12 protein-coding genes are annotated in these 12,195 nt (G+C 74.4%); 2 read left to right on the top strand and 10 right to left on the bottom strand.

All coding sequences use genetic code 11. The annotated features are described in order from the left end of the window. Window positions 1-35: 35 nt before the first annotated feature. From AB0B02_RS00750 to deoC, 9 genes are all read right to left on the bottom strand, one after another. Complete coding sequence (locus tag AB0B02_RS00750) at window positions 36-164, bottom strand: hypothetical protein (RefSeq protein WP_357292279.1); 129 nt, start codon at window positions 162-164, stop codon at window positions 36-38. Further along, on the bottom strand, window positions 161-1,843 hold the full coding sequence (cydD, locus tag AB0B02_RS00745) for a thiol reductant ABC exporter subunit CydD (RefSeq protein ID WP_281942942.1): 1,683 nt from the start codon (window positions 1,841-1,843) through the stop codon (window positions 161-163). Before cydD ends, AB0B02_RS00750 begins: the two co-directional genes overlap by 4 nt. Next, window positions 1,840-2,847 carry a cytochrome d ubiquinol oxidase subunit II gene (locus AB0B02_RS00740; RefSeq protein ID WP_357292252.1) on the bottom strand — a complete coding sequence of 336 codons (1,008 nt, stop codon included), beginning with the start codon at window positions 2,845-2,847 and terminating at the stop codon, window positions 1,840-1,842. The genes cydD and AB0B02_RS00740 overlap by 4 nt, the downstream gene beginning before the upstream one ends. A 10-nt stretch (window positions 2,848-2,857) precedes the next feature. After that, complete coding sequence (locus AB0B02_RS00735; protein WP_357292246.1) at window positions 2,858-4,105, bottom strand: cytochrome ubiquinol oxidase subunit I; 1,248 nt, start codon at window positions 4,103-4,105, stop codon at window positions 2,858-2,860. Window positions 4,106-4,208: 103 nt separating this feature from the next. Further along, a complete protein-coding gene (locus tag AB0B02_RS00730) occupies window positions 4,209-5,114 on the bottom strand; it encodes a M56 family metallopeptidase (RefSeq protein WP_357292234.1) in 906 nt (301 codons plus the stop codon). Window positions 5,115-5,123: 9 nt separating this feature from the next. Continuing rightward, on the bottom strand, window positions 5,124-5,540 hold the full coding sequence (locus AB0B02_RS00725) for a BlaI/MecI/CopY family transcriptional regulator (RefSeq protein ID WP_107157189.1): 417 nt from the start codon (window positions 5,538-5,540) through the stop codon (window positions 5,124-5,126). A 94-nt stretch (window positions 5,541-5,634) separates the two neighbouring features. After that, the gene (locus tag AB0B02_RS00720) at window positions 5,635-6,459 is read right to left on the bottom strand and encodes an aldehyde dehydrogenase family protein (protein ID WP_281942933.1); all 825 of its coding nucleotides are present in this window, start codon (window positions 6,457-6,459) and stop codon (window positions 5,635-5,637) included. Next, window positions 6,452-7,882 carry an aldehyde dehydrogenase family protein gene (locus AB0B02_RS00715; RefSeq protein WP_281942931.1) on the bottom strand — a complete coding sequence of 477 codons (1,431 nt, stop codon included), beginning with the start codon at window positions 7,880-7,882 and terminating at the stop codon, window positions 6,452-6,454. Before AB0B02_RS00715 ends, AB0B02_RS00720 begins: the two co-directional genes overlap by 8 nt. 5 nt (window positions 7,883-7,887) lie before the next feature. Next, window positions 7,888-8,847: a deoxyribose-phosphate aldolase gene (gene deoC / locus AB0B02_RS00710; RefSeq protein WP_357292213.1), complete on the bottom strand. Its 960-nt coding sequence runs from the start codon at window positions 8,845-8,847 to the stop codon at window positions 7,888-7,890. 122 nt (window positions 8,848-8,969) lie between these two features. On the opposite strand from deoC, the gene upp reads away from it, so the two are divergent. Both upp and AB0B02_RS00700 read left to right on the top strand, forming a co-directional pair. Continuing rightward, complete coding sequence (gene upp / locus AB0B02_RS00705; RefSeq protein ID WP_281942927.1) at window positions 8,970-9,602, top strand: uracil phosphoribosyltransferase; 633 nt, start codon at window positions 8,970-8,972, stop codon at window positions 9,600-9,602. Between the two features lie 140 nt (window positions 9,603-9,742). After that, entirely contained in the window at window positions 9,743-10,435 is a 693-nt protein-coding gene (locus AB0B02_RS00700) for a GPP34 family phosphoprotein (protein ID WP_281942925.1), read from the top strand. A 69-nt stretch (window positions 10,436-10,504) separates the two neighbouring features. Here the strand turns inward: AB0B02_RS00700 and AB0B02_RS00695 are convergent, their stop codons facing one another. Then, complete coding sequence (locus AB0B02_RS00695; protein ID WP_357292197.1) at window positions 10,505-12,169, bottom strand: phospho-sugar mutase; 1,665 nt, start codon at window positions 12,167-12,169, stop codon at window positions 10,505-10,507. Window positions 12,170-12,195: the final 26 nt, after the last annotated feature.

Below are 12,195 nucleotides of genomic sequence, written 5' to 3'. Positions count from 1 at the left end.
CACCCGGCCCACCGGCGTGACGCCGTCGCCGGCGGTCACCGGGCCACCGCCGTGCGGGCGTCGCGCCCGGTCACCGTCGCGCGGGCGCGGCTGGTCACCGTCGCGCGGGCGGTCACCGTCCTGCCGACGCGGCTGGCGGGTGCCGGGCGGGCGGGCGGGGTCATCGGGCCACCGCCGGGCCGGTGGTCGTGGGGCGCAGTTCGGTGACCCGGCCGTCCTCGACGCGCAGGACCCGGTCGGCGTCGGCCAGCAGCGCGGGCCGGTGCGCGACGAGCAGCGCGGTCCGCCCGGCGACCAGCCGGCGGGTGGCGTCCAGCACCACCGCCTCACTGGCGCTGTCCAGCCGGGCGGTCGGCTCGTCGAGCAGCACCAGCGGGGCGTCCCGCAGGAACGCGCGGGCCAGCGCGACGCGCTGCCGCTGCCCGCTGGACAGGCCGTGGCCGCGCTCGCCGAGCCGGGTGCCGAGCCCGTCGGGAAGCGCGCTGACCACCTCGTCCAGCGCGGCGTCGGTGACGGCGGCGGCCAGCGCGTCGTCCGGGGTGTCCGGCGCCCCGAGGCGGATGTTGTCGGCCAGGGAACCGGCGAACAGGTGCGCCCGCTGCGGCACCCAGGCCACCTCGCGGCGCCAGGCGTCCGGGTCGGCCCCGGCCAGGTCGGTCCCGTCGACGGTGACCCGGCCGGCGGTCGGCGCGACGAAGCCGAGCAGCAGGTTGAGCAGCGTGCTCTTGCCCGCGCCGCTGGGACCGATGATCGCCACCCGGTCGCCGGGCCGGATGGTCAGCGTGACGTCGCGCAGCGCGGTCGTCCGGTCGTACGCGACGGTCACGCCCTCGAAGCGGATCTCGCCGCGGCCGTCCGGCGCCGCGTCCCCGGCGGCGGCCGGGGCGGTCGGCGCGTCGGTCGCGGACAGCGTGAACGCCTCGTCCAGCGCGGCGAGCCCCTCCATGCTGGCGTGGAACCGGCTGCCGGCGGCCCGCAGCGGCAGGTACGCCTCCGGGGTGAGCAGCAGCACCAGCAGCGCGGTGGAGAGCGTGATCCCGCCGCCGAGCAGCCGGATGCCGACCGGCACCGCGACCAGCGCGACGGAGAGCGTGGCGACCAGCTCCAGCACCAACGCGGAGAGGAACGCGATCCGCAGCGTCCGCATGGTGGCCTCGCGGTGGCCGTCGGCCATCCGGCGCACCACGTCGACCTGGGCCCGGGCCCGGCCGAACGCGCGCAGCGTGGGCAGCCCGGCGACCATGTCGAGGAAGTGGCCGCCGAGCAGCGACAGTCGCCGCCACTGCCGTTCGGTGGCGGCCTGCGCCTGCCAGCCGAGCAGCGCGCCGAAGATCGGGATGAGCGGGATGGTGAGCGCGATGATCAGCGCCGAACTCCAGTCGGCGAACACGATGCGGGCCAGCACCGCCGCCGGCACGGTCACGCTGAGCACGAGCTGGGGGAGGTACCCGGTGAAGTAGGGGTCGAGCGCGTCCAGCCCGCGCCCGGCGAGCGTGGCGAGCTGCCCGGCCCGCCGTCCGGCGACCCAGGTGGGACCGTGCCGGCCGACCGCGCGGAGCAGGTCGGCCCGGAGCGCCGCCTTGACCGTCGCGGCGGCCCGCGCCGCCACCGTGCCCTGCGCCCAGCTCACCAGCGCCCGGGCCGCGACCGCGGCCAGGAAACCGGCGAGCGCCGGCCGGTGCAGCCGCCCGTCGATCGCGGTGGCCAGCAGCGTGGCCAGCGCGGTGGCCTGGGCGACCACCAGCAGCGCGGTCAGGCCGCCCAGCGCCGCGAGCACGGCGAGGTCGCGCCGGGCCGCGGGGACCCGGCGCAGCAGACGCGGATCGAACGGGCGGCGGTTCACCAGTACACCGGTGCCCTGCCGTCGATCCGTCCTCGGAACACCCACCAGCACATCGCCTGAAAGCCTAGTAGGGCCGGCAGGAGCGGCAGCACGAGCCAGCCCAGCAGCGCCAGCGTCGGGCGGCTGGCGGCGGCCTCGGCGACCGTCAGCGAGGCCGCCGGGTCACCGGTGGCCACCAGGATCCGGGGCCAGAGCGCGGCCCCGACCAGCGGCGCCGGCAGCGCCAGCGCCGTCGCGGTCGCCGCGAACGCCACCCCGGCCCGGCCCCGGCGCAGCGCCGCGCGGGCCACCAGCAGCGCCCCCACCAGCGCCAACGGCAGGAGTACGGCGAGCGCCGGTCGCGCCACGGCGGCGCGTACCCGGTCGGAGAGCAGGCCCAGGATGGTGGTCGCGGCGACCGCGGTGAGCGCGGCGGGCACCAGGCCGCGGGCCAGCCGGGCGAGGGCCGGGGCATCGGCGGGCGGCAGCCGGAGCGTGAGGAACGTCGCACCGTGCACCGCGACCAGCCCGAGCAGCGTCAGGCCGGTGGCGGCCACGAACGGGGTCACCACATGGTCGACGCCGGCCACGTGCCCGTCGGCGGTCAGCGGCACGCCCTGGAGCAGCCCGCCGAGCAGCGCGCCCCAGCCCAGCGCGGCCAGGACGCCGCCGACCACCACGATCCGGTCCCAGCCGGCCCGGGTCGCCTCGCCGCCGGCCCGGCCGCGCAACTGCACACCGGCGGTGACCAGCACCACCCCGGCCAGCGCGCCGAGCACCACCGGGTAGAAGCCGGCGAGCAGCTCACCCTCCAGCGTGGGGAACGCGCCGAACAGGATGCCGACGGTGGCCACCAGCCAGACCTCGTTGCCGAGGAAGAACGGCCCGACCGCGGTGAGCGCGGCCCGACCGGTGCCCGCTCCGGCGCGCCGGGCCAGCAGCAGGCCGAAGCCGTAGTCGTAGCCGCCGAGCACCAGGTAGGTGGCGAAGAAGAGGCCGAGCAGGGCGTACCAGGCGAGTTCCACGGTGGCTCCCTCAGGCGAACACGGGCTGGTGGTGGGCGTCGGTGTCGGGCGCCGGCGGGCGGCCCAGCGCGGGGTCGAGCGCGCCCCGGGCGGCGTGCCGGGCCAGCAGCGTCCAGTTGGTGACCGCGAGCGCGCCGAGCAGCAGGCCGAAGCCGATCAGCGAGGCGAGCATCAGTGCGGGCGACACCGGCGAGACGGCTCGCTCGGTGGGCAGCAGCCCGTACGCCACCCAGGGCTGGCGGCCCACCTCGCGGGCGATCCAGCCGAGCAGCACGGCCACGAACGGCAGCGGCAGGCCGAACAGGAGCAGCCAGAGCGGGAACCGCAGCCGGATGATCCAGTCACGCCAGAGCAGCGGCAGCAGCAGCCAGACGCAGCCGAGCGCGAAGCCGATCAGGATCATGAAGCCGAGCCCGACGCTGGAGAGCACCGGCGGCTCCCAGTCGCCCGGGCCGAACCGCGCGGTCCAGTCGGCGACCATCGCTTCCCGGTCCGGGCCGCCGCCGAACTTGGTGGGCTGGAGCTGACCGACCGGGCCGAACTGGGCGAAGCCGAAGCCCTGCAACGCGCTCACCGCGAGCGCCGCGGTGACCAGGCCGAGCCGCAGCGAGGTGCGGAACAGCAGGAAGTCCGGGGTACGCCGGAGCAGGTGCCACGCGCTGACCGCGGCCATCAGCAGCCCACCGGTGACCAGGCTCGCGGACACCACGTGACCGAACGCGAAGCCGAACGTGGGGTTGGTCACCAGCGCCCCGAAGTCGGTGAGGTGGGCCACGCCGTCGCGTACCTCGTAGCCGACCGGGTGCTGGAGCCAGGCGTTCGCCACCATGATCCAGAACGCCGAGGCGTACGCGGTCAGCGCGACGCCCCAGAGCAGCGCCAGGTGCACGCCGCGCCGCAGCCGGTGCCACCCGAAGATCCACATCCCGAGGAACGTGGACTCCAGGAAGAACGCGACGAGCGTCTCGATGGCCAGCGGCGCGCCGAACACGTTGCCCACGTAGCGCGACAGGCCGCTCCAGTTCAGCCCGAACTGGAACTCCATCACGATCCCGGTGGCGATGCCGAGCACGTAGTTGATCACGTAGAGCTGGCCCCAGAACCGGGTCAGCCGCTCGTAGACCGGCTTGCCGGTGAGGTAGCCGGCGGTCTGGAGGCCGACCAGCAGCGTGACCAGGCCGAGCGTGACCACCACGAACAGGAAGTGGATCGAGGTGGTGGTGGCGAACTGGAGGCGGGCGAGGAGCAGGGGGTCCATGGCGCGTTCTCCCACGGGTTGGCTCGCTTGTCATAGGCACCCTACACGTAGACTTTCTACCTATGCGGACCCGTGAACCCGGAGCAGCCCCGTAGGGGGCGGCTCAGCTCAGGAACAGGGAGACCGGCAGCGCGACGAGCGTGCCGGCGACGGCCAGCGCGGTGGCGCCGAGCACCCGGGGCGGGCGGTCCGCGACCAGCAGGCGCTGCACCCGTACGTCGAGGTCCCGGTCGCCGATGCCGAGCGTGCCGGCCGGCGTCACCCGGTGCCCGGCGGCGGCGAACCGACGCAGCGCACCGGCCAGCGGCTCGTCCGCGTGCAGCTCCCGGGCCTTGTCGTCGGCGCGCATCTCGACCAGCAACGCCACCCGTGCGTGCGCGTCGCGCACCCAGCGGAACCAGGGCAGCGCCCGGCACAACGCGGTGAACGGCAGCAGCACCAGGTCGTGCCGCTCCTGCGCGTGCGCCCGCTCGTGGGTGAGCACCGCCGCCAGCTCGGCCGGGTCCAACAGGTCGACGGTGCCGGCGCTCACCACCACCCGGGGACGCACCCCGGGCAGGCAGTACGCCGCCGCACTCGGATGGTCGAGCACCAGCGCGCCGGGCACCGTCGGATCGCGCCGGGCCACCAGGCTCAGCAGCTCCCGGTGCCGGCGCTGGGCGCGGACCGCGCCGTGCACGGCGCGCACCGTGGTGGTGACCAGCACCGCGCCGATGCCGAAACCGACCCCGACCAGGCTGAGGTGCACCGCGCCCACGCCGGCCGGCAGCGTGCCGTGGGCCAGGTCGTCACCGAGCGCCAGCAGCGCGCTCCCCGTCGGCCGGTCGTAGGCGGCCAGCCCGAGCGCCATCGGCAGCCCCATGGCGGACAGCCCCAGCGCCAGCCCGACCGCCTGCCAGCAGACGATCGCCACCCGCGGCGCGCGCCACGTCCACCGCGCGGCGGCGAGGACCTGCGCGGTCAGCCAGCAGGCCAGGACGGTGGCGGCGAAGTGCACGGCATACGCCACGACAGCCGCCTACCGGTCCGTCGCCTCGTCGAGCGCCGGCCCGCCCGGTCGCGGGTCGGCCAGCCCGGCCTCGGCGCCGAGCGCGGCGCGGAGCACGTCCGCCTCCGTGCCGGTGACCGAGCGGGCGAAGCGCACCAACGCGGCGTCCCGGCTGCCGCCGAGATCGAGCGCGTCGAGCATGAGCTGGGCGATGTGCGCCTCGCGGGTGGCCGCCGGCCGGTACCGCCAGGCCCGCCCCTCCCGCTCGCGCTGGACCATGCCCTTGCCGGCGAGCCGGTCCAGCACCGTCATCACGGTGGTGTAGGCCAGCTCACGCCCGTCGAGGGCGTCGGCGACCTCGCGCACGGTCACCCCGTCCGACGTGGCGGGCACCGAGTCCCACAGCACGTCCATCACCGCACGCTCAAGGTCCCCCAGCCGAGTCACCCGCCAATCCTACCCCCCGTAGTAGACCCCACCCCACCCCCGCTCCTTCCGTGAAAGTGCGCGGATCTGGTGGGGGTAAGAGGGGGGAGGGGGGTCAGACGCCCTTGGGGTGCCAGACGGTCTTGGTCTCCAGGAGCGTGGTCATCCGGGTCAGGCCGGGGTCGGTGTGCCAGTCGTGGTCGGCCGGGGCCGGCCGGAGCACCCGCTTGAGGTTCTCCGCGGCCTTGACCTCCAGCTCCACCGCCAGCTCGGCGTCCGCCACACCGGTCAGGTCGATCGCGTTGACGTCCATGTGCGCGGCAAGCGTCGGCGCCGTTTCGGTGATCCGGCCGGTGAGGATGTTCACCACGCCACCGGGCAGGTCGGAGGTGGCCAGCACCTCGGCCAGCGTGACCGCCGCCAGCGGCGCGGCCGGGGAGGCGGCCACCACCACCGTGTTGCCGGTGACGATCGCCGGGGCGATCACGCTCACCAGGCCGAGCAGCGCCGGCGTCTCCGGGGCCACCACGGCGACCACACCGGTCGGCTCCGGCGCGGACAGGTTGAAGTAAGGGCCGGCCACCGGGTTCGCCCCGCCGTAGACCTGGGGGAGCTTGTCGGACCAGCCGGCGTACCAGACCCAGCGGTCGATCGCGGCGTCCACCTCGTCGGCCGGGACGCCGAGCGCCACGAACTGCTCGCGCCGGCCCTCCAGCATCTCGGCGACCCGGTAGAGGATCTGACCCCGGTTGTACGCGGTCGCCCCGGCCCAGCCCTTCACCGCGGCCCGGGCGGCGACCACCGCGTCCCGCGCGTCCTTGCGGGAGGCCAGCGACACGTTGGAGTCCTGCACGAGATACGACCGTCCCGACTCGCTGCGCGGGAACTTCCCGCCGATGAAGAGCTTGTACGTCTTGCGTACCGCGACCCGCTCAGACATTGAGGTACGCCTCCAGCCCCTGCCGGCCGCCCTCGCGACCGTAGCCCGACTCCTTGTAGCCGCCGAACGGTGAGGTCGGGTCGAACTTGTTGAACGTGTTGGCCCACACCACGCCGGCGCGCAGCCGGTCGGCCACCCACAGGATCCGGGAACCCTTGTCGGTCCAGATCCCGGCCGACAGCCCGTACGGCGTGTTGTTGGCCTTCTCCACCGCCTCCGCCGGGGTGCGGAACGTCAGCACGGACAGCACCGGGCCGAAGATCTCCTCGCGGGCGATCCGGTGCGCCTGGGTGACCCCGGTGAAGATGGTCGGCGCGAACCAGAACCCGCGGTCCGGCAGCTCGCACGGCGGCGACCAGCGCTCGGCCCCCTCGGCGGCGCCGACGTCGGACAGCTCGCGGATGCGCGCCAACTGCTCGGCCGAGTTGATCGCGCCGACGTCGGTGTTCTTGTCCAGCGGGTCACCGACCCGCAGCCGGGCCATCCGGCGCTTGAGCGACTCCAGCACCTGCTCGGCGACCGACTCCTGGACCAGCAGCCGGGACCCGGCGCAGCAGACGTGCCCCTGGTTGAAGAAGATGCCGTTGACGATCCCCTCGACCGCCTGGTCGACCGGGGCGTCGTCGAAGACGATGTTGGCGGCCTTGCCGCCCAGCTCCAGGGTGAGCTTCTTGCGGGTGCCGGCGACCGCGCGGGCGATGGCCTTGCCGACCTCGGTGGAGCCGGTGAACGCGACCTTGTCCACGCCCGGGTGCTCGACCAGCGCGCGGCCGGTGTCGCCGGCCCCGGTGACGATGTTGACCACGCCGGCCGGCAGGTCGGCCTGCTGGCAGATCTCGGCGAACAGCAGCGCGGTCAGCGGCGTGGTCTCGGCCGGCTTCAGCACCACCGTGTTGCCGGCGGCGAGCGCCGGGGCGATCTTCCAGGCCAGCATGAGCAGCGGGAAGTTCCACGGGATGACCTGCGCGGCCACCCCGAGCGGCTTCGGGTCCGAGCCGAAGCCGGCGTGCCCGAGCTTGTCCGCCCAGCCGGCGTAGTAGAAGAAGTGCGCGGCGACCAGCGGCAGGTCGACGTCGCGCGACTCCTTGATCGGCTTGCCGTTGTCAAGCGACTCCAGCACGGCCAGCTCACGCGAGCGCTCCTGGATGATCCGGGCGATCCGGAACAGGTACTTCGCCCGGTCCCGGCCCGGCATCGGACCCCAGACCTGCTCGTACGCCGTCCGGGCGGCCCGGACCGCGCGGTCCACGTCCGCGCTGCCGGCCTCGGCGATCTCGGCCAGGACCTCCTCGGAGGCCGGGTTGATCGACTTGAAGCTGCCACCGTCGGCCGGGTCGACGAACTTTCCGTCGACGAAGAGCCCGTACGAGGGCCTGAGGTCGACCACCGAGCGCGACTCGGGGGCGGGTGCGTATTCGAACATCGCGGTCAGTCCAGGGTGAAGTAGTCGGGGCCGGCGTAGACGCCGGTCGTCAGCTTGGTGCGCTGCATCAGCAGGTCGTTGAGCAGGCTGGACGCGCCGAACCGGAACCAGTCCGGGTCGAGCCAGTCGGCGCCGACCGTCTCGTTGACCATGACCAGGTACTTGATCGCGTCCTTGGTGTTCTTGATGCCGCCGGCCGGCTTCACGCCGACCTGCCGCCCGGTGGCGGCGCGGAAGTCGCGGACCGCCTCCAGCATCACCAGCGTCACCGGCAGCGTGGCCGCGACCGGGACCTTGCCGGTGGAGGTCTTGATGAAGTCGCCGCCGGCCAGCATGGCGAGCCAGGAGGCACGCCGCACGTTGTCGTAGGTGGCCAGCTCGCCGGTCTCCAGGATCACCTTGAGGTGCGCGTCCCCGCACGCCTCCTTGGTGGCCACGATCTCGTCGTGGACCTCCTGGTAGCGCCCGGCCAGGAACGCGCCCCGGTTGATCACCATGTCGATCTCGTCCGCGCCGGCCTCGACGGCCGCCCGGACGTCGGCGAGCTTGATCTCCAACGGTGCCTGCCCGGACGGGAACGAGGTCGCCACGCTGGCCAGGTGCACACCGCTGCCGCGCAGCACCTCGGCCACGTACGGGACCATCGCCGGGTAGACACAGACCGCGCCGACGTGCGGGCAGCTCGGGTCCGCCGGGTCGGGACGCAGCGCCTTGGCCGCCAGCGCCCGCACCTTGCCCGGGGTGTCGGCCCCTTCGAGGGTGGTCAGGTCGACCATCCGGATGGCCAGGTCGATCGCCTCGGCCTTGGCCGTGGTCTTGATGGAGCGGGTGCCGAGCTGGGCCGCCCGCTGCTCCGCGCCGACCTGGTCCACGCCCGGTAGGCCGTGCAGGAAGGTCCGCAGAGCGGTCTCGGATCGTCCCAGCTCGGAGAGGTCCGACCGGGCCGACGTCGCTGTCGCCGTCATGCCCCGAATAGTACGCACCCGCGAGTCGAGTGATCTTGGTCACATGGCGACCGGGTGAGCGGCGTCGCTGGTCCGCCCGCACCCGTCCTGCGCCAGGTCGGTGACCGGTAGGTTGAGCGATCGTGGACGTAACCGTCATTGACCATCCGCTAGCCCAGACGCGGCTGACCGCCATGCGGGACGCCCGGACCGACTCCTCGTCGTTCCGGGCGGCGCTGCGCGAACTCACCACCATGCTGGTGTACGAGGCCGCACGCTCCTTCCCCGTCGAGAACTACTCGATCCAGACCCCGGTCACCGCCACCGAGGGCACCCGGCTGGCCAACCCGCCGCTGCTCGTGCCGGTGCTGCGGGCCGGGCTCGGCATGGCCGACGCCGCGCTGGCCCTGGTGCCCGAGTCGTCGATGGGCTTCGTGGGCCTGGCCCGCGACGAGGAGACGTACGAGCCGCGCGCCTACATGGAGTCGCTGCCCCGGGACCTCAGCGGCCGGCCGGTGCTGGTGCTCGACCCGATGCTGGCCACCGGCGGCTCGCTGGAGCACTGCTGCCGGCTGCTCGCCGACCGGGGCTGCACCGACATCACCGTGCTCTGCGTGCTGGCCGCCCCGGTCGGCATCGAGCGGCTGGAGCGGAGCGGCCTGCCGCTGCGCCTGGTCACCGCGTCCATCGACGAGGGCCTGAACGACAAGATGTTCATCGTCCCCGGCCTCGGCGACGCCGGCGACCGCCAGTTCGGCGGCATGCCCCGCTTCTGACGCCCGGGTTGTCGCTGATTCACGGAAAGAGGGCGCATTTCCCCCCGGAAAGGCCCGCTTTCCGTGAATCAGGCGACCCGAGGGACGCGACCCCGGCGAGTTGGTGCGCGGGGTGCGGGGAGGCGCTAGCGTTCCGGGCCATGACTGGTGTTGCGCTCGCCGAGGAGTTGCTCCTCCTCGCGTATGACGACGAATCCGGCAAGGCCGCCATGCCGCGGATCAGCCTGGACCTGGGCATGGCCGCGGCGGTGCTGGTCGAGCTGGCCCTGGCCGGCCGGATCGCGTACGCGGACGGGAACCTCGCGGTGGTCGACCCGGCGCCGACCGGCGAGCCGATCGCGGACGCGGTGCTCGCCAAGATGGCCGCGGACACCCCGCACACGCCGGCGTCCTGGGTGCAGCGCCTACGGCACGGGCTGCGCGACAAGATCCTCGGCGACCTCTGCCAACGCGGCGTGGTCCGCGACGTCGACGAGACCGAGCTGGGCTTCATCCACGTGCACCGCTACCCGGTGGCGGACGCCTCGGTCGAGGCGGACATCCGACGGCGGCTGGCCGACGCGCTGACCAGCGGGCAGCTCCCGGACGAGCGGACCGCCGCGCTCGCCACGCTGGTCGCGGTGCTGCGGATGGAACCGGCGCTCGGGCTCACCGGCGCCGACGCGGACGACGCCGGCAAGCGGCTGGAGGAGATCGCGGCCGGCGCCGGCTTCTCCGGCACGGTGAGCCTGGACGACAGCGTGGTACGCCCCTCGGTCAGCCTGGTGATCGTCGCGCTGGGCCAGGCGGTCGACGCCGCCCTCGGCAAGCGTCAAGGAGGGGCACCCTCCTAACGCCTCCGGTATAGCAGGGGCCCCCTCTCACCCTCAGGTGTTAAGAAGGGGCCCCTCCTTGCGTCGTGGTCAGAGGCCCAGCGCGGCGGCGATCTCGGTGCGCAGCTCGGTGACGGCCGCCCGGGCGCGGCTGCGGGCCGCCGGCACGTCGCCGTCGGTCACCGGCGCCACCACCTCCAGGTACGCCTTCAGCTTCGGTTCGGTGCCGGAGGGCCGGATGACCACCCGGGCGGCGTCGGTGCGCAGGATCACCACGTCCGCCTCGGGGAGCAGGTCGGACGCCTCGGCGACCGGCTGCCCGAGCAGCGACGTCGGGGTGGCCGCCCGGATCCGCGCCATCGCGTCCGCGATCACCCGCAGGTCCTCCACCCGCACCGAGAGCTGGTCGGTGTGGTGCACACCGAACTCGGCGGCCAGCTCGTCCAGCCGGTCGGTGAGCGTCCGGCCCTGGGCCTTGAGGCCGGCGGCCAGCTCGGCGACGGTCAGCGCGGCGGTGATGCCGTCCTTGTCCCGCACGTGTCCCGGCGCGACGCAGTAGCCCAGCGCCTCCTCGTAGCCGTACACCAGCGGCTCCCGGCCGCCGCCGGCCCGGACGATCCACTTGAACCCGGTCAGCGTCTCGTCGTAGGGCAGCCCGCGTGCCTCGGCCATCGCCCGCAGCAGCGTCGACGAGACGATGGTGGTGGCGTACAGGCCGGTCACGCCGCGCCGCATCAGGTGGTCGGCGAGCAGCGCGCCCACCTCGTCGCCGCGCAGCATCCGCCAGGACCCGGCATCGCGTACGGCCACCGCGCACCGGTCCGCGTCCGGGTCGTTGGCGATCGCCAGGTCGGCGCCGGTGCGGTCGGCGAGCGCGACCAGCAGGTCCACCGCGCCCGGCTCCTCCGGGTTGGGGAAGTTGACGGTCGGGAACGCCGGATCCGGTTCCGCCTGCTCGGGCACCACCCCGGGCACGCCGAAGCCGGCCCGCGCGAACGCGGCGGTCAGCACCGCCGCACCCACCCCGTGCAGCGGCGTGTACGCCACCCTCAGGTCGCGTGGACCGGCCGGGTCCACCACCGCGGCGGCTCGGTCCACGTACGCGGCGACCAGGTCGTCACCGAGCACCTGGCCGGTCGGGCCGAGCGGCACCCGGGCGAGCGGGCCGACCGCCCGGATCGCGGCCTCGATGCCGGCGTCGGCCGGCGGCACGATCTGCGCCCCCGCGCCCAACTCACCGCCGAGCTGCGCACCCAGGTACACCTTGTAGCCGTTGTCCTGCGGCGGGTTGTGGCTGGCGGTGACCATCACGCCGGCGACGGCGCCGAGCTGCCGGACCGCGAACGCCAGCACCGGCGTGGGCAGCGGGCGGGGCAGCAGCAGCGCCGGCCGGCCCGCGCCGGTGGCCACCTGGGCGGTGCGCTCGGCGAACGCGCGGGAGCCGCGCCGGGCGTCGTACCCGATCACCAGCGGGCCCTCGCCGCCCTGGGCGGCGAGCCAGCCGACCAGCCCGGCGGCGGCCTGGGTGACCACGGCGAGGTTCATCCCGTTGGGCCCGGCGCGCAGCGGGCCGCGCAGGCCGGCGGTGCCGAACGTCAGCGGGCCGGCGAACCGGTCGGCCAGCTCGGCGGCCGTGCCGGGCAGCCCGTCGAGGACGGCGCGCAGCTCGTCCCGGTCGGCCGGGTCGGGGTCGTCGGCGAGCCAGCGCTCGGCTGAAACGCGAAGGTCGTCAAGGTCAGTGGTGTCCGCCGCCATGGCCTCTTGATAGCACGGCGGCGGAT

The sequence above is a fragment of the Micromonospora sp. NPDC049240 genome, assembly GCF_040647835.1.
In the GTDB taxonomy this organism is placed as follows: Bacteria; Actinomycetota; Actinomycetes; order Mycobacteriales; family Micromonosporaceae; genus Micromonospora.
This window is presented reverse-complemented; position numbering and strand designations above follow the sequence as displayed.

Coding starts and splice junctions, on each gene's coding strand:
- AB0B02_RS00695 (WP_357292197.1), bottom strand. CDS start 12,169: ATGGCGGCGGACACCACTGACCTTGACGACCTTCGCGTTTCAGCCGAG.
- AB0B02_RS00700 (WP_281942925.1), top strand. CDS start 9,743: ATGACTGGTGTTGCGCTCGCCGAGGAGTTGCTCCTCCTCGCGTATGAC.
- AB0B02_RS00720 (WP_281942933.1), bottom strand. CDS start 6,459: ATGTCTGAGCGGGTCGCGGTACGCAAGACGTACAAGCTCTTCATCGGC.
- AB0B02_RS00750 (WP_357292279.1), bottom strand. CDS start 164: ATGACCCCGCCCGCCCGCCCGGCACCCGCCAGCCGCGTCGGCAGGACG.
- AB0B02_RS00715 (WP_281942931.1), bottom strand. CDS start 7,882: ATGTTCGAATACGCACCCGCCCCCGAGTCGCGCTCGGTGGTCGACCTC.
- AB0B02_RS00735 (WP_357292246.1), bottom strand. CDS start 4,105: ATGGACCCCCTGCTCCTCGCCCGCCTCCAGTTCGCCACCACCACCTCG.
- deoC (WP_357292213.1), bottom strand. CDS start 8,847: ATGACGGCGACAGCGACGTCGGCCCGGTCGGACCTCTCCGAGCTGGGA.